Consider the following 23,254-nt stretch of genomic DNA (forward strand, 5'->3'; position numbering starts at 1 on the left):
ATCCCAAGCCCCATCAGGAGCGGAATCACGATGAAACCACAAGGGCATCACCCTCAATGGGCCTGCGCTGCCTGACCTTTCCCAGGGACAGCAGATCGATCATCTGAATGAGCAGATCCCGCTCCCCCTTATCGGCCATATGGCGGATAGCCTCCTGGCGCATCTTTTCCAGCAGGGCGGGGCTCTCCAGCAGCTCCTGCACCTTCGCGGCATAGGAGAAGGGATTGTTGTCTTCGATGACAAATCCGGTACTGCCGGGCCTGAGGTTCTCCCTGGTGGCCCCTTCCGCAGATACAATGGCCGGCAGGCCACTGGCCTGGGCCTCCAGGATGACGTTGCCAAAGGTCTCCGTCATGCTGGGGAAGAGGAAAATATCAGCCGAGGCAAAGGCCGTCGAAAGATCGCGACCCTCAAGAAACCCCACAAACAGGACATTGTGAGCGTATTTTGCCTCCAGCTCGCGACGATAGGGGCCATCGCCCACCACCACAAAGCGCACATCATCGCGATTCTGCAGCAGCTGACTGGCCTGCATGAAAATATCGATATTCTTCTCCACCGCGATGCGACCGACAAAGAGCACGATTTTCCTGCCATCGCACTGCGGGTCAAAGCGACTCCAGAAAGAGGGCTCGCGGAATTCCGGGTTGAAACGCTCGTGATTGACGCCCCGCGAAAAGACCTCGATGCGCTTTCTCTTTACGCCATGGGCCTTGAGGATGCGTCCGTATTCGCGCGAAGGCGCCAGAACCCGGGCTGAATTATTGAAGAGCAGGGCGAAGGCGCTCCACAGGTTGCGGGTGAAGAGGTGATCACCGGTATAGTCGCGGATATAGGCCGGCAGATCCGTGTGAAAGGTGGTGACATAGGGGATGTTGAGGATTTTGGCGATAATAAAGGCATAGAGCCCCACCACCCCCGGCGTGGCAGCGTAGATCACATCGAAGTTCTCGGCATCCACATACTCCAGCATCTCCAGGAAGTGGGGAATATTTACGGTCAGATCCTCATATTCCGGCAGCGCGAAGGAGAAAATGGGCTCGAAATTCCGGTGGAACTCATCACTGTCCTGACCGCTGTACGCGGTTATGAAGGTCATGTGGAAATTCTCTTCGCGGGCGATGGCCATCAGCTTGCGTGAAGTCAGAGCGACGCCGTTGATCTCCCTCAGCGTATCGGTGAAATAGGCGATCTTGCCCTCGCTGTGCTTGCGGCCAACACCAAAGGCACAGGCAATCTGCCGCGAACGCCGTTTTTCCACAGCCCGCTGCCAGCAGGTGGAGGTATAAAACAGCGTGGGCACGCTGGAAAGAACGGTTTTTCCTACCAGGGAGCTGATCTTCTCGAAGTCAAAATCGCGGACTTCCGAAAACTGACGCACCGTGTGGGGCAGGAAGTTCTTGAAAAAGCTGTGCATCATCTCATGGCGCCTGGACTCCTCGCCAGGGTGAATACCCGCGATCCGGGCAATATAGTCCTCCACCTTGCGACTGCCGAGCATCCGCTGCAGGAACGAAGGCTTCTGTATGCCCAGCAGGTGCTCGAACAGCACCCCCTCGGACCCACTGCGAGCCTTTCCCCACTGGTAGGCAATACTCATGATCATATGGGTCAGGCGCATGGGAGAGCCATGATTGCCCTGGGGTTCCGTGGTTCCCGCCCGCAGGGCATCCTTGAGATCAGCCAGGGTTTCGCCCTCACAGCTGGTATAGGTGGTGCCGATATCCATGCCGGCGTGATCATCACTGCCGCCGGTAAAGGCAATGCGCTCCCGTCGACGGCGGTTGAAGCCATAGCGGTTGGCCAGCAACTCCAGATCGTGACCCTCTACCGTGGCGACGATCTCCTCCGTCAGGCCGGAAGAGAGGCGCGAGCGGGTGCCATTGATCATTTCCCAGTTGTCAAACAGCAGCAGACAGCGTTCGATATGCTCACGGCGCAGCTTGCCGTCCATGTCGTAGAGCGGGTGCGCCAGTATGGACTCCACCTCGCGGGCCTGCAGGTAGTCCACCAGTTCATAAACATTGTAGCGCAGGCGCTGGATCTCGCGGTGAATCTCCTCATTGATATCCAGAGCGATGACGTGAATCTTGCAGCGATCTTCAGGGAAATAGGCCGTCACCTCTTCGCTGAGAAAGGCACCCGGCAGGTGGGCAATCTCCAGGCAGCCGTCAATGCTGTCGTGGTCAGTGATGGTGAAGAGGTTCATGCCCCGCTCAAAAAGGGTATCGTACACCTGGCGCGGGGTGATATAGCTCTCCTGAATCTGCAGTTTTTCGGAAAAAAAACCCGCACCACGGCTGGAAGCCGCCGAGTGCAGGTGGAGATCGACTTTAACCATAGCGCACACCTTCCTGAGCTTTCGCTCAACACAAACAGGAACCGGTGTCAGCATGGCGCAAGGCAACCGCAAAAACGTCAGGGAACTGTCAATTTTCTGTAAAAAACAACGCGCCAGCAAACTCCCCTCCGAACAGCCTGCCAACCCATGCCCATTTCGCCATTCATCCCTTGACCGGAAACAGTGTCGCTGCTATACAGTAACACGAAACCAATAATCGTATTACCAGCGGAGGTTCCCGTGTCCATGCGCCCATTGCTGCTCCTGCTCCTCTGTACCATGCTGCTTCCCCCCCTGGCACACGCCGCCCCAAACCGTACCATCACCGATGCCATGCAGCGCCAGGTCAGCATTCCCGCTGAAGTCAGACATGTCATCTGCTCCGGCCCCGGCTGCCTGCGCCTGCTGACCTACCTGCAGGCACAACATATGATCGTGGGCGTTGACAGTATCGAAGTGCGGGGAGTCGATGCCGACGCACGCCCCTACGCCATGGCCAACCCCCAGTTCGCCACCTATCCCGTCTTTGGCGAGTTCCGCGGCCACGATCACCCCGAGCGCATTGTCACCCTGGAACCGCTGCCTGACGTCATATTCAAGACATCCCCCGAGTCCGGGCACAACCCCATCCTGCTGCAGCAGAAAACCGGCATCCCCGTCATTACCCTGAACTACGGCGACCTCACCAGTGGCAAATCCGACCTCTTCGCCTCCCTGCGCCTTATGGGCAGCATCGTTGGCCAGCAGAAGCGGGCCGAAGAGGTCATCGCCTTTTTCGAACAGACCCTGGAGGACGTGCAAACACGCATGGCCACTCACGATACCTCCGCCATCCCCGCCTGCTATGTGGGAGGAATCGCCATGCGCGGCGGACGCGGCTTTCAGTCCACCATGCCCTCCTATACACCCTTTGAACTGCTGGGAATCACCAACCTGGCCGCCAGCGGCTCGCGCCAGTCCCAGGCGGCCCATGCCGTGGTCTCCCAGGAGCAGCTTCTGGCCTGGGACCCCGCCTGCCTCTTCCTGGATGTCTCCACCTCAATGCTGGAACCCGCCAACAACGGCCTGCACGCCCTGCGCACCGACCCCTCCTACGCCAGCCTGGCTGCCGTGCGGGAAAATACCATTCGTGGCGTCCTGCCCTTCAACTCCTACACCCAGAACTTCGGCTCAATCCTGGCCAACACCTACTACATCGGCAGCGCGCTCTTCCCTCAAGCGTTCCATGATGTTGACCCAGCCACAAAGGCTGACGACATCTACCGCTTCCTGGTAGGCAAACCCGTCTTCGGTCAACTGGAACAGCAGTTTGACGGACTGGTTTTCCAGACCATCTCCATCTGGAACTGAGCCACCCATGGCCCACCTGCACCACGGCATCGTTCCCCCTGAATACACCGCCTACCTCAGGCACAAGCGGACCTTTCTTCTCATCTGCGCCCTGCTGAGCCTGCTGCTGCTCCTGGCCGCCCTCTGCCTGGGGCCAGCCAGAATACCCGTGGCAGACGTCTTCAGAACCCTGCTGGGAACCAGCGACTCCCTCCGCAATCACGCCATCGTGTGGAACATGCGCCTGCCCCACGCCCTGGCGGCAATTCTGGCCGGAGCCGGACTGGCCGCTGCCGGAGCCGCCATGCAGTCCATTCTGCGTAACCCCCTGGGCTCCCCCTTCACCCTGGGCATATCCCAGGCGGGCGCTTTCGGCGCAGCCCTGGTGGTCATGGCCCTGGGAGCCTCCGGAGCCTCCGGCCCGGCGCTGACCATGTTGAAAACCTCCCAGTCCCTGGCGATCACCGTCAGCGCCTTCTTCTTCTGCCTGACAGCCTCCCTCGTCATCGTGGCTCTGGCCCGCCTGCGGGGAGCCACACCCGAAGTGATGGTACTGGCCGGTGTGGCGCTGGGGGCTCTGTTTTCCGCCGGAACCATGTTCCTGCAGTACTTTGCCGACGACGTTCAACTGGCCGCCATCGTCTTCTGGGCCTTTGGCGACGTGGGAAGGGCCGGCTGGAATGAAGTGGCCATCATGGCGGCCGTGGTCGGCACCGGAATCCTCTACTTCATCTGGCACCGCTGGCAGTACAACGCCATCGATGCCGGAGACGAAACCGCCCGTGGCCTGGGCGTAAACGTGGAAAGGCTGCGTATAGTGGGCATGCTCGTCTGCTCGGCCATCACCGCCGTCATTGTCGCCTTCCTGGGTATCATCGGATTCGTGGGCCTGATCAGCCCCCACATCGTGCGCCGCTTCATCGGCGACGATCACCGCTTTCTCATGCCCGCCAGCTGCCTGGTCGGGGCCGCGCTGCTGCTGGCCGCCGATATCGTGGCTCGCCTGGTCATGGCACCCCACATGATCCCCGTCTCCGTGCTTACCGCCTTTATCGGTGCACCGGCATTTATTTACCTGCTTATCCGGAGGCAGCGACGATGAAACTGCAGGTGAAGGATCTGGATTTCCACTACCGCCAACACGCCGTGCTGCAGCAGATTGACCTGGAGCTGCACCAGGGCGAGCTCATGGCCGTCCTCGGCCCCAACGGCGTTGGCAAAACCACTCTGCTGCGCTGCATCAACGCCATGCACCGGCCACGGGGCGGCACCATCACCGTTGAGGACATAAATGTCCTGCGCATGGGCAGCCGCGACATCGCCCGCCACTTCGGCTACGTGGCCCAGCGCGGTGAAAGCGCCAGAATGACCGCCTTCGATGCCGTCCTGCTGGGCCGCACCCCCCACATGGGCTGGCGGCCCGCCCGCGACGACCTGCAGAAAGTCGAAGCCGCCCTGCAGCGCATTGGCCTGGGTGAGCTGAGCCTGCGCTTTCTCGACGAGATGAGCGGCGGCGAGCTTCAGAAAGTCTGTATTGCCCGTGCCCTTGTGCAGGAACCACATATTCTGCTCCTGGACGAGCCCACCAGCTCCCTGGACCTGAAAAACCAGTTTGAAATCCTGCAGACCATCCGCGCCATCACCCGCAGCCACCCCGTCAGTGCCATCATGACCATGCACGACCTCAACAGCGCCCTGCGCTTTGCCGACCGCTTTGTCTTTGTCAAAGCGGGCCGCATATACGCCGATGTCGCCGCCAGCGGCGTCACTCCCACCATCGTTCAGGCCGTCTACGGCGTGGAGGTGGATATTCTTGAGCACAGCGGCTACCGTCTGGTGGTACCACGTGCCACCTGCCCACAGTAACTTCGTAAAGGAACTCCATATGACAAGCATCTCCCCCGAACAGATTCAGGCCACCATCGACTTTCACGGCCACCACTGCCCCGGACTCACCATCGGCATCCGCGCCGCCGAACTGTGCCTTGCGCGCGTTGGGCACAATCGCCAGGCACCCGTTACCGCCGTGGTGGAGACAGACATGTGCGGCGTCGACGCCATCCAGTTCCTCACCGGCTGCACCTTCGGCAAGGGCAACCTCATCCACCTGGATCACGGCAAGATGGCCTTTCGCTTCTACCGCGCCGACACGAATCAGGCCCTGCGCGCCCTCTATCAGCCGCCCGCCGAGTTTGCCGCCATGAAAAAGCCCGCCCCCCACGAACAGGAAAAGCGCGAAGCCCTCTGCCGCGCCATCATGGAGACTCCCCTGGAAGCACTCTTCCGCGTAGAAGAGATTCCGACCCCAGCACCTCGCCCGGCAGTGATTCTGGAAAGCCTGGCCTGCGAACACTGCGGTGAAAAAACCATGGAGTCACGCACCCGCCGCTTTGGAGGACGCACCCTGTGCATTCCCTGTTTCCGCCAGGTGGAACAGAAAGTGCTGTAACCCATCTGCCCCGTTGCCCGCTGTGCCATCACGCCTGCTCACGTGCCCTGCGTCACCTCGGACAGATCAGCGGCGGCGAATTTCAGAAGGTGCAGATCACGCGGGCCATTGTCCAGGAGCCCCAGGTACTCGTTCTGGATGAGCCCTCCAACAACCTCGACATGACCAACCAGCACAACACCATGCACCTGGTGGAGGAGCTGGTGCACTCCAGGGGCATCTGCACCATCATGACCATGCACGACATCAACCTGGCCATCCACTACTCAGACAGGTTTCTCTTTCTCTCCCGGGGAAGGGTGCTGGCGTACGGTGGCCTGGAAGTGATAACCGAAGAGCTGATTCAGCAGGTTTACGGTTATAGAGTCTGAAATCATCGACCACCGCGGCATCCCCTTTGTGGTACCGCGGCACTCCTCCCGCTATCATCGGACAAGCCACCGCCATCCCCACGATGTCCATGACCATATCCTGCCGACGACACCGGACAGTTCGGGCTTGGCATATATCATCTCAGGGTAGAGATTTTACCGGTCGGACCCAAAGGATTTGTTTTCTTGACAGTTATCCATATTTTTTTGGTTCATCCGGTTAAAGCGTACTTTGAATTATGGAGGGCCTTTATTCTGAGCTCGAAGAATTCCATATCTCTGTATCCATAGGCTTGCCTTTTGAGGGTATCAATTTTGTTGTTGATCCCCTCAAGTGGTCCTGTTGATATGGGGTGATCATACCAGTTCAGGATTCCCTCTCGGTGCTTCTCCAGCGTTTTGGCCATTTTCTTCAATCCTTTGATAGCTGATGCTTGAGCCCTGTTGATCCAGTCATCGAGGAATACCGTGGCAGTTACCTTGTCAGTTTGTTGCCATATCTGGCGGAGATCTTCTTTCATGTAATAGGCAACCGCCAATGGTCGATTGGCCTGCAGGGCAAGTTCAAGGCGTTCATGATCACTGGTTTGCTCGCCAATGCTCTGCGGATTTTTGAGAAGCATCCAGCGAGTGCCTTTGAGAATGCTCTTGTCATGCTGACTTGTGAGCTCATGGTACAGCTCGCGGCGAATATCGGTAAGGCGTTCATTCATAAGCTTGACGACATGGAAACGATCAAACACCAACGCAGCAGATGGAAGGTGTTCGAGCACTGCCGACCGGTAAGCCGGACTCATGTCAGCAGCAACGGCTTTGATAGATGACTTGCGACGACCAAGGCGTTTCCAGAAACCATCAAGCGCTTCTGCCTGTTTGCCTGCTCCAACGTATACGACCCTGGCTGAACCAAGGTCAATGACGAGAGTAATGAAGCCATGTTTGCGTCCTGTGTATTTCTCATCAATGGCGATATACTCAAGCCCAGCAAGTGAAGGGCTACTGTAGTGATGATGCAGATACTGCTTGAAAATGGACTTGACCAGGTCCCAGCCTATACCAAGAAGCCGTGCTACATCAATGAGGGTCATAGCTTGGGCAAGGGAGACCACATACCGAGCAAATGCATGGGTGTAGGAACACCGTGGAGAGGCTATTTTCAGACTCACCCGCCTGACACTACCGCACTGAAGGCACTGGATGCGTGGAACGTGGACGTGCAACCAAGTGGACTTGATCCCCAAAGGCAAACCTCGTAACCGACGAATGCTACTGCCGCGTAATATGACAGAACGGCCAAGGCACGCAGGGCAGCGAATCAGCTTTTTACGGGGCCGGACATGGAAATTGATGGTATTGCCGCAATACTCTGTGCGGATGTAATCGTAGCCAGCAAGGCCGTAGGCATGGTAAAGAACACTGGTGAGCATGGTGCTTCTCCCGGAATTATTTGGTTGTAATCCCGATAAGTGGCACCATGCTCACTTTTTTGTCAATGTATCCTCAATACGGAAGAGCCATTTTTTTGGTATAATTGGTCACGTTCGCAATAAGACAAGTCCCGATTCATCTTTTCAACCAACCCCACAGCATTGTCCATCCTTCACCAGAGCACATGTATACCGCAAGGGAATCCACTCATACTTTTCGTTTCCGCGCCACTTCGTCTGTTTTTGTTTTTCGTAGAGATAACCGATAAACGTACTCCTGAGGTGACCCATGAACCTGAAAACGAAAATGTACATTTCCATGCTCTCTATTTTCCTGGTAACCCTGGCCCTGCTTGTGGGCAACGCCTACCTCTCCACCCGCTCCACCTTCGGCCACAGCGCCGAGGAGTTCCAGCTGGCCCAGTCGCGTGAACTGGCAGCCATGGTGGATGAATGGTCCCTGAGCCGTAAAAACGGCATCACCATCATGGCTAAAGAACTCAGCGCCAACTGGGACGCCTATATGGCAGATCTCGCCCACCACCGCAGCGCGGGAACCATGGCCGCGGCGGAAATCATCGGTGACATGGGCCTGACAGCCAATGTGGGTGGCTTCGATGTCGTCTACTTCGGTGCCGAAGCCGACGGAGGCTTCTACCCCTCCCGCCACCTGGATCTGCCCGCCGACTTCGACCCCCGCGTCCGCCCCTGGTATGAGCAGGGCAAGCGCTCCAGTGGCGCCTCCCAGACACTGCCCTACCGAACCGCCACCCGCGACGCCGGGCTGATTCTCTCCTTTATGCACCCCGTGACAGCCCACGGCCAGTTCCGTGGCGTCCTCAGTTCCAACGTATGGATGGATACCATCGTCCAGAGCGTGCTTTCACGCACCATCGGCGAAAGCGGCTACTTCTTCCTGGTACACAAGGACGGAACCATTCTGGCCCACCACCAGGGCGACCTGGTCCTGCAGAAAAAACTCTCCGACATCGACCCATCCCTCAGCCGCACCATTGCTGACATGCAGCAAGCCTCACAGGGCATTGCCAGCTTCCGGGAAAATGGCCGTGAAAAACTGCTGGCCTACTCCGCCCTGGAAAGCATGGACTGGTTCGTCATGGTGGCCATCGACCGCAGCGAAGTCTACGCACCCGTCATAAGCCTGCTGGGCTCCCAGATCACCATTGCCGTGATGGCCCTTATCGCCGGCGCGTTGATCATCGTCTTCCTGCTCCGGGCACTTCTGCGCCCCATTGACGCCCTGATCTACCGCCTGCGCGACATCGCCGAAGGCGATGCCGACCTGACCCAGCAACTGGATGAAAGCCGCCGCGATGAGCTGGGAACCCTGGCCCACCTCTTTAACCTCTTTATTCAGCGCATCAGACGCATCATGCTCGACATCGACGACCTCTCCCACCATGTGGCCTCTTCCAGCTCAGAGCTTTCCAGCACCGTCTCCGTCATCTCCGAAGGCATCGACGAGCAAAGCGCCAAAACCGGAGAGCTGGCCGCCGCCATCGAACAGATGAACCAGACCATCAGCCAGATCGCCGCCAACGCCACCGACACCGCCGAGCGGGCCCAGGAAATGCAGCGCGGCGCAGGTGAAAGCCAGCAGTCCGTCATGGCCACCGTGGAGAATATGCTGAAGATCGCCGACGGCGCCAAAGCCTCCATGGAAGTCATCCAGGAACTTGGCGACTCCTCCCTGCGCATCGGAGAAATCGTCAACGTGATCAACGATATCGCCGACCAGACCAACCTGCTCGCCCTCAACGCCGCCATTGAAGCCGCCCGCGCCGGCGACTCCGGCCGCGGATTCGCCGTAGTTGCCGATGAAGTCCGCAAACTGGCCGAACGCACCCAGGCCGCCACCAGGGAAATATCCGAAATGGTCAGCAAGTTTCAGGCACAGTCCAAGGATGCCGTCGACAAAGTCGCCGCCGATGTGGACCGCGTGGAAGTGGGCGCCCAGTCCGCCGACCAGGCCGGCGAATCCATCAACCAGATCATGGGCAACGTCACCACCACCACGGACATGATCACCCAGATCGCCTCGGCAGCCGAAGAACAAGCCGCCACCACCAATGAAATCGCCCGGAACGTGGAACGCATCAACGCCATCGCCGACAGCAGCGCCCGCGAACTGGTGGAAATCTCCAACTCCTCCACCCAGCTCAGCAAAGTTGCCGAAGAGCTGCGCAGCACCGTCATGCAGTTCAAACTGCAGGAAACCACCATCGCCCAGATAGCCGCCGCCACCAATTCACGATAACCCCTGAAATCAAAAGCCCGTGACCAACTCAGGTCACGGGCTTTTTCACATCTGGCAAATGAGCCCACAACTCATCAGCCGTCCTGAAAGACCGGAGGGCCTCCACCACCACTGGCAACGGCTCAGGCAGGATATCCGGAAAATCCACCTCCCCCGGCAGCCGAATCGCATAGGCCAGCTGCTCCACCGGGGGCGTAAACTGCGCATTGACACCCTCCCGGTTGCCCCGTGCGTCCACGCGATACCAGCCAACATCGGGCAGGAAAACCGCATTCAGCCCGTGCAGGCAAAAAGGCGCTCCGTTGTCATCGCGACTCAAGCGCTGATAGCACAAACCCGCCGCAATTCCATTAGCCCGCAACAGCGCCGCCAGCAGATGGCTCTTGGCATAGCAATAGCCACTGCCGACACGCAGCACCTCCGAAGCCGTGCAGGTCACCTCCTGCAGCTGAAAATCCCGCGAATGCCTGATCTCATCCCGAACCCACTGGAAACACCGCTTCGCCACAGCATGAACCGAATCCGCACCAGCAGCAAGCCCACGAGCGCGGGCGAAAACATCGGGATGATCCCAGTCGATGATATGGGTGGCGGCGAGGTAGTCTTGCATGGGAACTCCTTCAGGCTGCTGAAAAACCCCCATCTGCGACGTTGCCCGCAATCGCACGTAATTAAGGGGGTGGATACCCTTTAATTACTTTCCGCATCAGTGAGTGCTCTTGATGGCTAAGAGACGACGCGGCGTTAGCCGCGTTCAGTGGAGCGTGAAGCTCGGGACGGGCCTGAGCAAATGTTATACGGTTGCACCCTCAAGTTGCCTCCACATCTCAAGGCACCAGAATCCTATAGTTAATGCCGAGAGGTGCCAAAAGGGAGTAATGTTCGGAAATAGGGGCATATCGAATGCCTGCCCAATGATTGCCATACCAAAACAAAGACAGATGATGCCAATCCATCCATAAATCTGATTGCCAAAGTAGTTGACATTCAATGCAATAACTACCCACCACATAGAGAGTAAAGCAAACGTCACCGCGCATATTGAAATCACCATGGCTAATAGTTCACGCATTGCAATGGGAAGCCACTCAACTCCCATAAGGGGTTCTATGTGTCGTGTACCATAGAGTCTCCGCTCATTCGAACTCCGTGTATGTTGGTACAAGCGTCATCCTTGGCCACCTAACGCCCATATTCACGTGCCAGCGTAGCTGGTCACGTGCAATTGATGGTTAGCTGTTCAACTCCTCGTCCAGAAGAAATTTACGTAACAACATTTCTTCTCTCATGACGTGAACAATGAAAACCACACCCTTGTCTTGACGGTAAAATATTCGACATGGCCTGACAGAAATTTCACGATATATCGAGCCTGGAATCTCGGGGGGGACATGTCCCGAATCCGGAAACTGCCCAAGCCGATCCACGGTTGAAAATATTTTCTTAACAAGCCCTGCGGCAGCTTCCGGCTTATCCAACGCGATGTAATCTGCGATTTCTTCCAGTTGATCCAGTGCGGGATCCGTCCATACTATTTCAGCCACTTTTGCATCCGCTCTTTGGCCTTTTCATGGGAGGTCGTTCTGCCCTCCAGAATGGCCCTTTCTCCCTTGGACAATCCTTCCAGCAGCGCCAGCCTGCGCTGCATGAATTCGTAATCCTGAACATCGACCAGGTAAGCGGATGGCTGGCCGTGTTCTGTGATCAGGACCGCTTCCTTGCTCTCATGCAGATCAGCAAGAATTTTTGTCGCTTGACGCTTTAGATTGGTTACAAGCTCAACTTTCATGGGCTACCTCCTTCAAAGTGCCACTATAGTATCACTTTTGTCGGTTTATGACTACTCTTGCAAGACACGGAGGTCAATCTTGACAGCTAACGTTTGAGTTCAGGGGCGCGCTGCCGATAGGCGGAGCGTCCCCTGCAACGAAGGGTTAGGCATGGCCGACAATTGCTTTGAGAACCTTGCGTTCATATCGAGGAACATGGCCACCCGCTGGCAGCTCAAGTGTCCATATGCCCCTTGGCCTATCTTCATTGACAGGACGAAAGCCAAACCCTTTGCAGAGACGAAGGCCGTCGGGCGTAATTGGATTCGTGAGCAAGGTAATGGCGCGCTTCTCATTGATGCGCTTAATATGTTCCAAGGCACTAAGCAGTGTAGCTGCTCTATCCTTTTGTGATCTGCTGGTAGTGCCAACGGAACCGATGTAGTAACTCTTAGGCGTCGTCCGGGGAGACAATATGTCTTTCGCTGACAGTCCCCACCCTTCGATTACACCTCTTACGAGCCTCTTATGCGCATGGGAAGTTAGCGGTTCGAAATCAAAGAAGCCGGCGACACGACTATTGCTCTGCTCATTGTATGACTTTACGCACATCACCTTATGGCATATTGATGGATTCTTCACCATCCACTTTGTGAATTCTTCTTGAGGGATAAGATCATTCCCGAATATTTTTTCGTAGTGTTCAAAGAGTGAGTTTAGGTCGCCAATTGCCGCACGCTCAGTAACGTAGGACACTTCGCCCCGCATGTAAAACACGACCTGACTTAGAACTTATCCATAAATTACGCCGATTTTCCTGTATGTGATTATGGCTGCCGCAAGACACGTCAACCCGTAGTGAGTGACCTCAAGCTTCTCAAAGCGCACATGAATCTTCCTGAAACGGTTGAACCAGGAAATAGATGCTTCCACTATCCAGCGCCTCGCCTTCTTTGATGGGTCACGCTTCTTGTCCTCGATCTCTTCTTTTCGCTGCTTTACATGGGGTATGTATCCGCGCTGAAGAATGCTGCTGAGCGCCTGCTTTCCCTTGTAGCCACAATCTGCGCAAAGATGCTGCTCCTGCTCTGCAGGCTTCTCGAAGACTACGCCATCAAGAACAGCTTCAAGCTGGCTCACATCATGCCGGTTCGCTCCGGTTACGACGATGGACAACGGGACGCCACGACCGTCCACCAGGACATGACGCTTGCTCCCGTTTTTTTCCCCGATCCGTCGGGTTCTTCCCTACGGTTTCAAGAGCCATTGGTGCTTTGTACATTCCGCCATCTATGCTTTGCCACTCCCAGGCAATTCCCTCCATCTCGTCGTACTCAGCCAGCCCTTGACGCCAAATAGCTTCGAATACACCGGCCTTACTCCACTCAATGAAGTACTTGTGCACGGCACTGGCGCAACCAAACTGCTCCTTGGGTATCGCTTTCCACTGACAACCGGTGCGCAGAACATAGACAATGCCGGAAAACGCCTTCCTGGGGTTAAGTCGCTTGCGCCCACCACCAGGCTTGCGCTTGTAGACCTTGTCAAGATCTCTTTGCTGGATTGGCAGCAAAGGCTCAACTCTTTGCCAGAAAGCATCTGAGACTTCCCATGATTGCACTTTAGACATAAATCACCGCCATGAATGATCTCTCACTGAATCATTCTATAGCAAACTATCATGATGGTCAATGATTATTTATGGACAAGCTCTTAGTATCTCATTTTCTAAATTGCTCATTATCTCTCCGTCTGGTTGATTTCCCATAACTACAATTAGGCGTCAAAAGTGATGCTATGCAACTCTTGACTTTTTATCAGTATTGACTGATAAAAATGTACCTATTAGTTTTGGATGTGTCAACGAGTTTGTTTCTCGAAGTTACCATATCGCTAAGATTTTCGCTCAATATTCGGGGGCATAAATGCGAGAGGAAAAACCACGCCTGTTGGATCTGGTTGTAGGCGGCTGAGGGTCAAGCACTCTGCGTATCGGATTGCACAGCCGTATATTGAATGGATAAGGCGGTTTGTGCCGCTGCTTTTTTAGCGTGTCGTTTTCGGTGAGCGCAGCAAGTGGGCGGGAAGTATTGTCTCACTTGGTGTGAACAGTTAGTTTCTTCCAGTTTTATCCGTGTTCATTAGTGACTATTCGTGGTTACAATCTTCCCTATTATCACTCATCCCTGCGCAGCCTGCGTTGCTGGAGTAGGTGTCGCACGCTGAACACCAGTACCAGAACCAGGATGCTTGTGGTAATAATGGGGCTGACCAGAAGCCCAAGGCTGATGGCTGCCATGGTGATAAGGGTTTTGCCAAAACTCCAGCGGGTGCCAACGTAGCGGCGTGCCATTTCGTTCCTTTCAGGGTTTTTGAATGCAGGAAAGGCTCTTTCCTCTCGCCAAGCCGCAGAGAACGCGGAGAAGATGGGTGGCTAAATCAATCTCCTTGTGTTTTCTCGGCGCTCCCCGCGTCCCCAGTGAGCGCAGCGAACGGGCGAGAGACCTGTTCTTCTGAATTTGTGTTCATTCGCGTTTATTCGCGGTCAAACTCCCCTCTTTTCTTTGCGACTTTGAGGGCTTTGTGTGAGACCTTGCTTTCTGTTGGTGTTCCAATTCCGTATATTCTGAGAATGACTTTTATTCAGGCTAGCATAGAAAAAATGACGACGCAAAGCTCCACTCCCCCTTCCAATTCCCCATATATCGGGCGCTTCGCGCCGACGCCTTCGGGGGCGCTGCACTTTGGTTCCCTGGTGGCGGCGCTGTCCAGTTTTCTGGAGGCCAGGGTTCATAAGGGGCAGTGGCTGCTGCGTATTGATGATATTGACGCGCCGCGCGTGGTTCCCGGTGCGGTGGATGAGATTCTGGCGGCTCTGGAGCGTTTTGGCTTCGCTTGGGATGGTGCGGTGCGTTTTCAGAGTCAGTGCATGGAGCGTTACGGTGCGGCGGTGGAGGTGCTTGGCCGCGATGGTTTTGTCTTTGCCTGTACCTGTACCCGCAGGTTGCTGGCGGAGCGTGGGAATCATGGCCCCTATGACGGGTTCTGTCGTGGGCATGGGCATGCTTTGCAAGGTGCCCACTCCCTGCGCTTTTCGCTTCCTTTGCCTTTGCCGGAGCTGTGTGATGGTGTGCAGGGGGTGGTGGCCTGGGAGCAGTGGCGCGCTGAGATGGGGGATTTTGTGGTGCGGCGGGGCGATGGCTTCTACGCCTATCACCTGGCCTGCGCGGTGGATGACGCCCATGAGGGGATTACCCATGTGGTGCGGGGCAGTGACCTGCTGCCCAGTTCCTTTCAGCAGCGGGCTTTGATGGAGGCGCTGGGTTCTGCTGCGCCGGTGTATGCCCATGTGCCGGTGGCGCTGGCGCGGGATGGGCAGAAGCTCAGCAAGCACAATCAGTCCAGGCCCCTTGATCCGCGTCATCCGGTTCCAGAGCTGGTGCAGGCGCTGGCGTTTCTGGGGCAGTGTCCACCGGCGGGGCTGGAGCGTGCCAGTGTGCAGACTCTCTGGCAGTGGGCGCTTGAGTGCTGGGATCTGGCGAGGGTGCCAAGGGCCATGGGGATGCCTGTTTCTGGTCTTCACGGTTGAAATGCGGGTTGTGTCGAGGTACTCTGTTATGGTGAGTCCCTGTTTTGATGAATACTCTTTTCCCTTTCAGGAAAGGCCACTATGGCAAAGGAATACTCTATGCACCACCTGGTAACCGGCACGGCGGGATTTATCGGCTTTCATACGGCAAAAAAACTGCTGGAGCGCGGCGACAGCGTGGTGGGTTTTGACAGTGTCAACGACTACTATGATGTGGATATCAAGGAAGCGCGCCTGCGGATTCTGGAACAGACGGCCCGGGAGACGGGCAGCCAATATGCCTTTGTTCGCGCCAACCTGGCCGATCAGGAAGCGGTGAAGCAGTGCTTTGCGGAGCATGACTTCGGGCGGGTCATCCACCTGGCTGCCCAGGCCGGAGTGCGCTACTCCCTGATGAATCCCCACGCCTATGTGGAGAGCAATATCGTCGCCACCACCAACATTCTGGAAGCCTGTCGCCATGCCCGGACGCCCCACCTGACCTATGCCAGTACCAGCAGCGTCTATGGTGCCAACACCCGCATGCCCTTCAGCGAACACCGGGGCGTGGACCACCCCCTGCAGTTCTATGCGGCCACCAAGCGGGCCAACGAGCTGATGGCCCACAGCTACAGCCACCTCTACGGCCTTCCCACCACCGGCCTGCGCTTCTTTACGGTCTATGGCCCCTGGGGCCGCCCCGACATGGCGCTCTTTCTCTTCACGAAGAATATTCTGGCCGGAGAACCCATCCAGGTTTTCAACCACGGCAACCACACCCGCGACTTCACCTTCGTGGATGACATCGTGGAAGGCGTCATCCGGGCCAGTGATCAGATTGCCGCGCCCGACCCCGACTGGGACAGCGACAACCCCGATCCCGCCACCAGCTGCGCCCCCTTCAGGATATTCAATATCGGCAACAACAGCCCCGTGAAGCTGGGTGAGTACATTGCTGCCATTGAAGATGCCGTGGGGAAAAAGGCCATCAAGGAGATGCTGCCCCTGCAGGCAGGCGACGTGCCCGACACCTTTGCCGATGTGAGCGAACTGGAAAAGAGCGTGCAGTACCGCCCGGCAACACCGGTGCGCGAAGGTGTGCAGCGCTTTGTGCAGTGGTATCGGGAGTTTTACCGGGTGTGATGTGTGGAGCGGTCTGTAAAGGGCAAGTGGCGAGACGCCCCGGTGGTGGGGATCCTCGCCACTTGCCTTTTTTTGTGACGGATTGCCGCTGTTGAGTGGCGGAGGCTACACGATATAGCCACCGCCCAGCAGTCTGGTGCCCTCATAGAAGGCGGCGGCCTGGCCCGGTGCTATGGCGTATTCGGGGCGTTCAAGTTCTATGGTCGCGGAGCCGCCTGCGCCCAGCAGAACCCTGGCGGGGGCTTTGGGATTGCGGTAACGCACTTTCACTTCACAGGTGAATTCCTGGCCGGGGTCGGGCAGGAAGAGGTTCAGGTCGCGCACGGCAAAACGCTGCAGGTTGATTTCCTCGCGAGTTCCCACCACCAGCTCATTGGTCTTGGGCAGGATCTGCTTCACGTAGAGGGCCGTGTGGGAGAGGGGTACATCGAAGCCTTTGCGCTGGCCGACGGTGTAGTGCATGTAGCCTCTGTGGCTTCCCACCACGTTGCCGCTGGTATCGAGGACTTTTCCCGGCTGATCCACCTGCAGGTGTTCGCGCAGAACGTCGATGTAGCTGTCTTCCACGAAGCAGATTTCGCTGCTCTCCTTCTGGGTGGCCAGGCTGGCGAGCAGGGGGATGTCGGCGGCCATGGCTTTGACATCGCTTTTGCGCCAGCTGCCCAGGGGGAAGAGCAGGTGGGGGATGATGCGGGGCTCGATGTTGAAGAGGAAGTAGCTCTGGTCCTTGCCGGGGTCGTCGCCCTGGTAGATGTACTGGCCGTCGCATTTGACGTAGTGGCCGGTAGCCAGGTGGTGGCAGTCCAGCTCACGGGCAAACTCGAAGAGGGTGCCGAACTTGATGAGCCGGTTGCAGAAGGTGCAGGGGTTGGGGGTCTGGCCCTGGCTGTAGATGTCGATGAATGGCTGGTAAACGGACTGGTGGAACAGGTCCTGACGATCCAGCACGTGCCAGGGTATATTGAAGTAGCGCGCAACTCGCTCGACGCGGGCGATATTCTGCTCGTGCATCTGTTCGTTGCCGTGGAGCTTCATGTAGCAGCCCTCCACGGGGTAGCCCTGCTCCAGCAGGAGCTTGGTGGTCATGGAGGAGTCGACGCCGCCGGACATGGCGACCAGTACCTTCTTGCGTGGGACGTTCATGGGAGCTTTCCTTGTTCTTGCGATGCGGGCCCTTGGCCCGGCAGGCAGACGCCACTCCGCCCGCTGCCATGATGTGGTGTATCATGACGGCGGGCGGTGAGCAACAGCCTTGCCTGCGACTTGTGTGCAGGATCAGACGCCGATGCCCTCGAAGAGCACGGTGGAGAGGTAGCGTTCCCCGGCGTCGGGCAGGATGACGACAATGGTCTTGCCGGCGAATTCCGGGCGCTGCGCAATGCGAACAGCGGCTGCTGCTGCGGCTCCGGAAGAGATGCCTACGATAATGCCCTCTTCGGCAGCCAGGCGGCGGGCGTATTCCACGGCGTCGCTGATATTGACCTGCTCGACGGCATCTACAACGGAGAGATCAAGGGTTTTGGGAATGAAGCCGGCGCCAATGCCCTGGATTTTGTGGGGGCCGGGTTTCAGCTCTTCGCCCGCCAGCTGCTGGGTGATCACCGGGCTCTCCTGGGGCTCAACGGCCACAGAATGGAGGGCCTTGCCTCGCTCCTGCTTGAAGTAGCGGGACACGCCGGTGATGGTGCCGCCGGTTCCCACGCCACTGACCAGGACGTCCACATTGCCGTCGGTGTCCTGCCAGATTTCCGGCCCGGTGGTTTTCAGGTGGATGGCCGGGTTGGCGGGGTTTTCAAACTGCTGGGGCAGGAAGTATTTCTGGGGATCGGAGGCGGCAATTTCCTCGGCGCGGCGCACCGCGCCTTTCATGCCTTCCGGCCCGGGAGTGAGCACCAGGTTGGCGCCAAAGGCGGCCAGAACGCGGCGACGTTCGATGCTCATGGTCTCCGGCATGGTCAGGGTGAGCCTGTAGCCTTTGGCCGCAGCCACATAGGCGAGGGCGATGCCGGTGTTGCCACTGGTGGGTTCGATGATCTCCATGCCAGGCTTCAGCAGGCCTTTTTCTTCGGCGTCCCAGATCATGGCAGCGCCGATGCGGCACTTTACGGAGTAGGAGGGGTTGCGCCCTTCAATTTTGGCCAGTACTCTGGCAGAGCTTGTGCCGACAATGCGGTTAAGCTGGACAAGTGGCGTTCTTCCGATTGACTGGGCGTTATCTGCGTAAATGTTTGCCATGGGGAGGCTCCTTGCTGCGTTTTTAATCTTGATAAAATCAACCGATAAACTTTAGATATTGGCAATGTAAATGCTTCTTCTCGTTTTGTAAAGCAATTTTTGGAAAAAAAGAATGACAGGCTGGCTGTTTCTTTGTTAGCCTTGCTTCTGATGAGGCGCTCGGGGCGGAAAATAATTCGCCCATGGCCTGGGCGGTGATCGTAAAGTGTTGTATATGGCGACTTGTGTTTTTGGCACGCTGTCTGCATTTGAGCGGGCAGTCAACGCCACAACCTCGGAAAGGTGACGATATGTTTATCTCTGAGCTCTTCAATCGCACTCCCATAAACCTGCTGGCAACCTCCATGACGGTTCGCTCCAAGAATCAGGATGTGATTGCCACCAATGTGGCCAATGCGGAGACCCCCAACTACAAGGCCAAGGAGCTGGTATTTGAGGATCAGCTGCGCGAGGCCGTGCTGGGGCGCAAAGAGGACAAGGAGATGATTCCCATGGCGCGTACCCATGAGAGCCACCTGCCGACCGGGGCCAAGCCGGCGTTTATGCCGTATATGCAACTGCAGCACAATCAGACGGTCCGCAACGATGGCAATGATGTGGAGCTGGAAAAAGAGATCGGGCGCATGATGGAGAATGCCACCATGTACCAGGCTTCCACCACGATTGCTGCCAAAAAGATTGAGGGACTGAAGAGCGCCATAATGGAGGGACGTTAAGATGAGCTTCTTTGACGGACTGAAAATATCCTCATCCGCGCTGTTTGCGCAGCGCCAGCGCATGAACGTCATCTCCAGCAACCTGGCCAACGCCCACACCACGCGGGCTGAAGATGGTACCTACTACAAGCGTAAAGATCTCGTCTTCAAGCCCCAGACGATCCATGACGATGTGCGGGGGAAAATTTTTCCTGCATCCTTTGAAGAAGCATGGAAAAAAAAGATTGAAGGGGTTCGCGTCGAGGCTATAATAGAAGATGACGAGCCGCCCATTCTCAAGTATGACCCCAGCCACCCCGACGCCGATGAAGAGGGCTACGTGGCTTATCCCAATATTAACGTTGTTGAAGAGATGACCGATATGATAACTGCCAGCCGCTCCTACGAGGCGAACATAACGATGATCGAAACCATCAAGAAGATGGCCAATGAAGCCCTTGGGCTTGGGAGGGTCTGATCATGGCAGATTTTAACATCCATAACAGTATGCCCCTGCTGCTGGATATGACCAAGCCCACCGGAAAGCCGGAGGCCACGTCTGCCCAGCCGTCCGGTGAGCAGACGCAGTTTTCTGAGTTTCTGAAGAGCTCGCTGAAAGAGGTCAACACCGCTCAGAAGGATGCTGACCGCGCTATCGAAGAGCTTATAGCCGGCGAGAGCAAGGATATTCACACCACGATGATCAAGATGCAGCAGGCTGATGTCTCGCTCAAGATGATGATGCAGGTGCGCAATAAGATCATGGATGCCTATCAGGAAGTCATGCGCACTCAGGTGTGACCAGCCTTTATGGTTTTGTGACCCCAGCAGCCGGGAAATTGCTTTCCCGGCTGTTTTTTTGTGTTTTCACAGATGTAACTGATTGAAAACTTCTTTCCGTGGTGATAAGTTAGGATTTTCATCACCATATTATGGGAAAGGCTTTATGAAGTTTTCATTTAAGGAACTGATTTCCCAACTCTCACGTGTCCTCCAGAAACTTTCCCGCACGCAGCAGATTACCCTTGCGCTGGTGATCGGTGCGTCAGTCATTACTATTATCACCCTTATCATCTGGGCCGTTGTGGCCAGCCGTCCTGGCAACCAGGTTCTTTTTTCCAACCTGGCCATGGAAGATGCCGGCGAGGTGGCTGCGAAACTGGCTGAATTGCGAGTGCCCTATGAGATTCACAACGATGGCCGAACCATTCTTGTGCCGGGCAACGTGGTGCACGAAACCCGCCTGAACCTGGCCCAGCAGGGCCTTCCTCGCGGCAGTGGTGTCGGTTTTGAGATTTTTGACAGCGCCGGAATCGGCATGACGGAATTTATCCAGAAGGTGAACTTCCGCCGCGCTCTCCAGGGGGAGCTGGGTCGTACCATCTCGGCTATCGATGGCATTGAGAGCGCCCGTGTGCATATCGCTCTGCCGGAGCGCTCCCTGTTTATTTCCCAGGACCGGGGTGCCGAGGCCAGTGTTGCCCTGCGCCTGAGTCCTCACACTCGCCTTTCCGGCGATCAGGTCAAGGGGATTATCCACCTGGTCTCTTCCAGTGTGGAGGGCCTGACCCCTGAAGGGGTGACTGTGGTCGACGAGCAGGGGCGGATCCTGAACGATCTGATTCAGGAGCGCTCGGAAGAGTCCACCCTGAGCGTCACGCAGCTGATGTATCAGCGTAATATGGAACGCAACCTCCAGATAGCGCTGGATAACCTTCTGGTGAGCGTTCTCGGTCAGGGGAACTCCTACTCCAATGTCAGCCTGGAACTGGACTTTGACAAGGTGGAACAGCAGATAGAAGCCTATGACCCTGCCAATGTGCCGCGCAGCGAGCAGCGCATTGAAGAGCGCGAGCAGGGCCGTGAGGCTCAGGGGGGTATTCCCGGTGTGCGCGCCAATATCGCCGACCAGGACGACCCGGAAGCGGGTCTGATGACCACCCGCTCACGGGAAGTGGAGACGACCAACTACGAGGTCGGGCGCACCCTGACCCAGATTACCCGCAGCCGTGGTCAGATCAAGCGGTTGACTGTCGCAGTGGCGGTGAACGGCAATTATGTGCAGCAGCAGGCTGATGGCGTGTCGCAGGTGGTCTACCAGCCGCGCAGCTCCGAGGAACTGGACAAGATTACGGCGCTGGTGCAAAGCGCCATTGGATACAATGAAGGTCGTGGTGACCGGGTGGTAGTCACCAATCTCCAGTTCGGCGAACCGCCGAAATCGCGATGGCAGGAACTTATGGAAATGCAGGATCTGTGGAAGGAAATGCTGAAGTACCTTGGTATTGCCCTGTTCTTCCTCTTTGCCTTCATCTTTATCATCCGCCCCATTGTGAAGTGGGTGACCGATATGACCAGAGATGAGGACGAGCTGAAGAAGACCTTCGGTACCGGCCAGAAAAAGCCCAAGCAGCTGGTGCCGACGCAGCTGCCCAAAACCCTGGCGGAACTTGAAGCGGAGATGGAATCCCAGATCGACTCCGAGAGCAGTGTTTCCGCATCAGCGGTTCGGGGCAAGGTTATCCGCAAGAAGCTGTCGGATATTGTTCAGGAGAATCCGGCTGGGGCGGCTCAGCTGATCCGTATCTGGATTAATGATGACAAGACAAAAGGTGAACCCTGATGGCCATTCCCTATGACATGCTTACCGGCTATCAGAAAAGTGCCATTCTGCTGATTGCCCTTGGTGAAGATCTGAGCTCCTCGGTGCTTGAGCACCTGGAGGATGACGAGGTTGGCGAGATTTCCAAGGAAATTGTCCTGATGAAGGACATTGAGCGGGACACCGTCGACCAGGTTCTGGACGAATTCCACCAGATGGCTCTGGCCAAGGGCTACCTGTCCAAAGGTGGCCTTGATTACGCCAAGGCGCTTCTGAATAAATCCCTGGGCCCGGAAAAGGCCCGCAAGATCATCGACCGCCTTACCCGCGCCCTGGAACAGTCCAGTGGCTTTTCCTTCCTGCAGAAGGTGCACGCGCCCCAGCTGGCCAAGTTCATACAGAATGAGCATCCTCAGACCATATCACTGATTATGGCGCACCTTGACCCCTCCCAGGCGGCTGAGTGTCTGGCGGCCCTGCCCGAAGACCTGCAGCCGGAAGTGGCCATTCGAATGGCGAACCTGGATGAAATTTCGCCGGAAGTGGTCAAGCGCATCTCGGCGGTGCTGGAGGAAAAACTGGACGCCTTCACCTCTTACCAGGTGGAGATTGGTGGTGTGCGCTCGGTGGCGGAGGTCTTCAACCGCATGGATCGCACCGTCGGCAAGGTTACCCTGGAAAAACTGGAAAAGCTGGCACCGGAGCTGGCGGCCCAGATCCGCGATATGATGTTTGTCTTCGACGATATCCGCATGCTTGGCGACGCGGCCATAACCGAAATTCTCAAGCGCGTGGATAAAAAGGTTCTCACCCTGGCTCTCAAAGGCACTGATGAAGACCTGCAGGGGAAATTCTTCAGCAATATGTCACGCCGCGCCACCGATACCCTGAAGGAAGAGATGGAGTTCCTGGGGCCCATCAAGGTGCGCGATGTGGAAAAAGCCCAGCAGGAAGTCATTGAGATCGTGCGAGCCCTGGAAGAGGAAGGCATCATTACCCTTGGCGAGCAGGAAGAACTGATTCAGTAATATCCGGCTGGAGGGATGC

General features: G+C 56.8%; 22 protein-coding genes. 13 read left to right on the forward strand and 9 right to left on the reverse strand.

Going from position 1 to position 23,254, the window contains the following annotated elements; genetic code table 11:
* Nucleotides 1-25 precede the first annotated feature (25 nt).
* A complete protein-coding gene (locus SELIN_RS11285) occupies nucleotides 26-2,341 on the reverse strand; it encodes a glycosyltransferase (protein ID WP_013506784.1) in 2,316 nt (771 codons plus the stop codon).
* 246 nt (nucleotides 2,342-2,587) lie between these two features.
* Between SELIN_RS11285 and SELIN_RS11290 the strand changes: the two genes are divergently transcribed.
* From SELIN_RS11290 to SELIN_RS11310, 5 genes are read left to right on the forward strand one after another with little or no spacing between them, the layout of a single operon-like run.
* Complete coding sequence (locus tag SELIN_RS11290) at nucleotides 2,588-3,691, forward strand: iron ABC transporter substrate-binding protein (protein WP_041726930.1); 1,104 nt, start codon at nucleotides 2,588-2,590, stop codon at nucleotides 3,689-3,691.
* Between the two features lie 7 nt (nucleotides 3,692-3,698).
* Nucleotides 3,699-4,772 (forward strand): FecCD family ABC transporter permease, encoded by a 1,074-nt coding sequence (locus SELIN_RS11295; protein WP_013506786.1) that lies wholly within the window; start codon nucleotides 3,699-3,701, stop codon nucleotides 4,770-4,772.
* Complete coding sequence (locus tag SELIN_RS11300) at nucleotides 4,769-5,536, forward strand: ABC transporter ATP-binding protein (RefSeq protein ID WP_013506787.1); 768 nt, start codon at nucleotides 4,769-4,771, stop codon at nucleotides 5,534-5,536. Before SELIN_RS11295 ends, SELIN_RS11300 begins: the two co-directional genes overlap by 4 nt.
* A gap of 19 nt (nucleotides 5,537-5,555) precedes the next feature.
* Entirely contained in the window at nucleotides 5,556-6,119 is a 564-nt protein-coding gene (locus SELIN_RS11305) for an FmdE family protein (RefSeq protein ID WP_013506788.1), read from the forward strand.
* On the forward strand, nucleotides 6,077-6,490 hold the full coding sequence (locus SELIN_RS11310; protein WP_013506789.1) for an ATP-binding cassette domain-containing protein: 414 nt from the start codon (nucleotides 6,077-6,079) through the stop codon (nucleotides 6,488-6,490). Before SELIN_RS11305 ends, SELIN_RS11310 begins: the two co-directional genes overlap by 43 nt.
* Nucleotides 6,491-6,702: 212 nt before the next feature.
* Here SELIN_RS11310 and SELIN_RS11315 read toward each other — a convergent pair whose 3' ends face one another.
* On the reverse strand, nucleotides 6,703-7,917 hold the full coding sequence (locus SELIN_RS11315) for an ISL3 family transposase (protein ID WP_013505421.1): 1,215 nt from the start codon (nucleotides 7,915-7,917) through the stop codon (nucleotides 6,703-6,705).
* Between the two features lie 289 nt (nucleotides 7,918-8,206).
* Here SELIN_RS11315 and SELIN_RS11320 point away from each other — a divergent pair, with 289 nt between their 5' ends.
* Entirely contained in the window at nucleotides 8,207-10,195 is a 1,989-nt protein-coding gene (locus tag SELIN_RS11320; RefSeq protein WP_013506790.1) for a methyl-accepting chemotaxis protein, read from the forward strand.
* Nucleotides 10,196-10,223: 28 nt separating this feature from the next.
* Here the strand turns inward: SELIN_RS11320 and SELIN_RS11325 are convergent, their stop codons facing one another.
* From SELIN_RS11325 to SELIN_RS15140, 5 genes are all read right to left on the reverse strand, one after another.
* On the reverse strand, nucleotides 10,224-10,805 hold the full coding sequence (locus tag SELIN_RS11325) for a transglutaminase-like domain-containing protein (RefSeq protein WP_013506791.1): 582 nt from the start codon (nucleotides 10,803-10,805) through the stop codon (nucleotides 10,224-10,226).
* A 622-nt stretch (nucleotides 10,806-11,427) separates the two neighbouring features.
* Nucleotides 11,428-11,739, reverse strand: coding sequence for a type II toxin-antitoxin system RelE/ParE family toxin (locus tag SELIN_RS11335; protein WP_013506792.1), 312 nt, complete (start codon nucleotides 11,737-11,739; stop codon nucleotides 11,428-11,430).
* Nucleotides 11,727-11,984, reverse strand: a complete 258-nt coding sequence (locus tag SELIN_RS11340) for a type II toxin-antitoxin system Phd/YefM family antitoxin (protein WP_013506793.1) — start codon at nucleotides 11,982-11,984, stop codon at nucleotides 11,727-11,729. The genes SELIN_RS11335 and SELIN_RS11340 overlap by 13 nt, the downstream gene beginning before the upstream one ends.
* A 772-nt stretch (nucleotides 11,985-12,756) precedes the next feature.
* A protein-coding gene (locus SELIN_RS14855; RefSeq protein ID WP_156788070.1) for an IS5 family transposase occupies nucleotides 12,757-13,594 on the reverse strand; the annotation gives its coding sequence in 2 pieces (ribosomal slippage) (nucleotides 12,757-13,188 and nucleotides 13,190-13,594; 837 coding nt in all).
* Between the two features lie 546 nt (nucleotides 13,595-14,140).
* The gene (locus SELIN_RS15140; RefSeq protein WP_013506795.1) at nucleotides 14,141-14,317 is read right to left on the reverse strand and encodes a hypothetical protein; all 177 of its coding nucleotides are present in this window, start codon (nucleotides 14,315-14,317) and stop codon (nucleotides 14,141-14,143) included.
* Between the two features lie 309 nt (nucleotides 14,318-14,626).
* Here SELIN_RS15140 and gluQRS point away from each other — a divergent pair, with 309 nt between their 5' ends.
* Both gluQRS and SELIN_RS11365 read left to right on the forward strand, forming a co-directional pair.
* The gene (gene gluQRS, locus SELIN_RS11360) at nucleotides 14,627-15,553 is read left to right on the forward strand and encodes a tRNA glutamyl-Q(34) synthetase GluQRS (protein WP_041726091.1); all 927 of its coding nucleotides are present in this window, start codon (nucleotides 14,627-14,629) and stop codon (nucleotides 15,551-15,553) included.
* Between the two features lie 99 nt (nucleotides 15,554-15,652).
* Entirely contained in the window at nucleotides 15,653-16,675 is a 1,023-nt protein-coding gene (locus SELIN_RS11365) for an NAD-dependent epimerase (protein ID WP_041726092.1), read from the forward strand.
* A gap of 105 nt (nucleotides 16,676-16,780) precedes the next feature.
* Here the strand turns inward: SELIN_RS11365 and mnmA are convergent, their stop codons facing one another.
* Nucleotides 16,781-17,818, reverse strand: coding sequence for a tRNA 2-thiouridine(34) synthase MnmA (gene mnmA, locus SELIN_RS11370; RefSeq protein ID WP_013506798.1), 1,038 nt, complete (start codon nucleotides 17,816-17,818; stop codon nucleotides 16,781-16,783).
* Between the two features lie 132 nt (nucleotides 17,819-17,950).
* Nucleotides 17,951-18,910 carry a cysteine synthase A gene (gene cysK / locus SELIN_RS11375; protein ID WP_013506799.1) on the reverse strand — a complete coding sequence of 320 codons (960 nt, stop codon included), beginning with the start codon at nucleotides 18,908-18,910 and terminating at the stop codon, nucleotides 17,951-17,953.
* Between the two features lie 290 nt (nucleotides 18,911-19,200).
* On the opposite strand from cysK, the gene flgB reads away from it, so the two are divergent.
* The 5 genes from flgB to fliG all read left to right on the forward strand — a co-directional run bounded on the left by flgB (nucleotide 19,201) and on the right by fliG (nucleotide 23,235).
* On the forward strand, nucleotides 19,201-19,626 hold the full coding sequence (gene flgB, locus SELIN_RS11380) for a flagellar basal body rod protein FlgB (RefSeq protein ID WP_013506800.1): 426 nt from the start codon (nucleotides 19,201-19,203) through the stop codon (nucleotides 19,624-19,626).
* Nucleotide 19,627: 1 nt separating this feature from the next.
* Nucleotides 19,628-20,083, forward strand: a complete 456-nt coding sequence (gene flgC, locus SELIN_RS11385) for a flagellar basal body rod protein FlgC (RefSeq protein WP_013506801.1) — start codon at nucleotides 19,628-19,630, stop codon at nucleotides 20,081-20,083.
* 2 nt (nucleotides 20,084-20,085) lie between these two features.
* The gene (gene fliE / locus SELIN_RS11390; protein WP_013506802.1) at nucleotides 20,086-20,406 is read left to right on the forward strand and encodes a flagellar hook-basal body complex protein FliE; all 321 of its coding nucleotides are present in this window, start codon (nucleotides 20,086-20,088) and stop codon (nucleotides 20,404-20,406) included.
* Between the two features lie 145 nt (nucleotides 20,407-20,551).
* Entirely contained in the window at nucleotides 20,552-22,228 is a 1,677-nt protein-coding gene (gene fliF, locus SELIN_RS11395) for a flagellar basal-body MS-ring/collar protein FliF (protein ID WP_013506803.1), read from the forward strand.
* Nucleotides 22,228-23,235, forward strand: a complete 1,008-nt coding sequence (gene fliG / locus SELIN_RS11400; protein WP_013506804.1) for a flagellar motor switch protein FliG — start codon at nucleotides 22,228-22,230, stop codon at nucleotides 23,233-23,235. The genes fliF and fliG overlap by 1 nt, the downstream gene beginning before the upstream one ends.
* Nucleotides 23,236-23,254 lie beyond the last annotated feature (19 nt).

Source organism: Desulfurispirillum indicum S5, assembly GCF_000177635.2.
In the GTDB taxonomy this organism is placed as follows: Bacteria; Chrysiogenota; Chrysiogenetes; order Chrysiogenales; family Chrysiogenaceae; genus Desulfurispirillum; species Desulfurispirillum indicum.

Bases quoted from the DNA above. Each gene is read 5' to 3' on its own strand.
- SELIN_RS11285 (WP_013506784.1), bottom strand. From the start codon at position 2,341: ATGGTTAAAGTCGATCTCCACCTGCACTCGGCGGCTTCCAGCCGTGGT.
- SELIN_RS11290 (WP_041726930.1), top strand. From the start codon at position 2,588: ATGCGCCCATTGCTGCTCCTGCTCCTCTGTACCATGCTGCTTCCCCCC.
- SELIN_RS11295 (WP_013506786.1), top strand. From the start codon at position 3,699: ATGGCCCACCTGCACCACGGCATCGTTCCCCCTGAATACACCGCCTAC.
- SELIN_RS11300 (WP_013506787.1), top strand. From the start codon at position 4,769: ATGAAACTGCAGGTGAAGGATCTGGATTTCCACTACCGCCAACACGCC.
- SELIN_RS11305 (WP_013506788.1), top strand. From the start codon at position 5,556: ATGACAAGCATCTCCCCCGAACAGATTCAGGCCACCATCGACTTTCAC.
- SELIN_RS11315 (WP_013505421.1), bottom strand. From the start codon at position 7,917: ATGCTCACCAGTGTTCTTTACCATGCCTACGGCCTTGCTGGCTACGAT.
- SELIN_RS11320 (WP_013506790.1), top strand. From the start codon at position 8,207: ATGAACCTGAAAACGAAAATGTACATTTCCATGCTCTCTATTTTCCTG.
- SELIN_RS11325 (WP_013506791.1), bottom strand. From the start codon at position 10,805: ATGCAAGACTACCTCGCCGCCACCCATATCATCGACTGGGATCATCCC.
- SELIN_RS11340 (WP_013506793.1), bottom strand. From the start codon at position 11,984: ATGAAAGTTGAGCTTGTAACCAATCTAAAGCGTCAAGCGACAAAAATT.
- SELIN_RS15140 (WP_013506795.1), bottom strand. From the start codon at position 14,317: ATGGCACGCCGCTACGTTGGCACCCGCTGGAGTTTTGGCAAAACCCTT.
- gluQRS (WP_041726091.1), top strand. From the start codon at position 14,627: ATGACGACGCAAAGCTCCACTCCCCCTTCCAATTCCCCATATATCGGG.
- SELIN_RS11365 (WP_041726092.1), top strand. From the start codon at position 15,653: ATGCACCACCTGGTAACCGGCACGGCGGGATTTATCGGCTTTCATACG.
- mnmA (WP_013506798.1), bottom strand. From the start codon at position 17,818: ATGAACGTCCCACGCAAGAAGGTACTGGTCGCCATGTCCGGCGGCGTC.
- cysK (WP_013506799.1), bottom strand. From the start codon at position 18,910: ATGGCAAACATTTACGCAGATAACGCCCAGTCAATCGGAAGAACGCCA.
- flgB (WP_013506800.1), top strand. From the start codon at position 19,201: ATGTTTATCTCTGAGCTCTTCAATCGCACTCCCATAAACCTGCTGGCA.
- flgC (WP_013506801.1), top strand. From the start codon at position 19,628: ATGAGCTTCTTTGACGGACTGAAAATATCCTCATCCGCGCTGTTTGCG.
- fliE (WP_013506802.1), top strand. From the start codon at position 20,086: ATGGCAGATTTTAACATCCATAACAGTATGCCCCTGCTGCTGGATATG.
- fliF (WP_013506803.1), top strand. From the start codon at position 20,552: ATGAAGTTTTCATTTAAGGAACTGATTTCCCAACTCTCACGTGTCCTC.
- fliG (WP_013506804.1), top strand. From the start codon at position 22,228: ATGGCCATTCCCTATGACATGCTTACCGGCTATCAGAAAAGTGCCATT.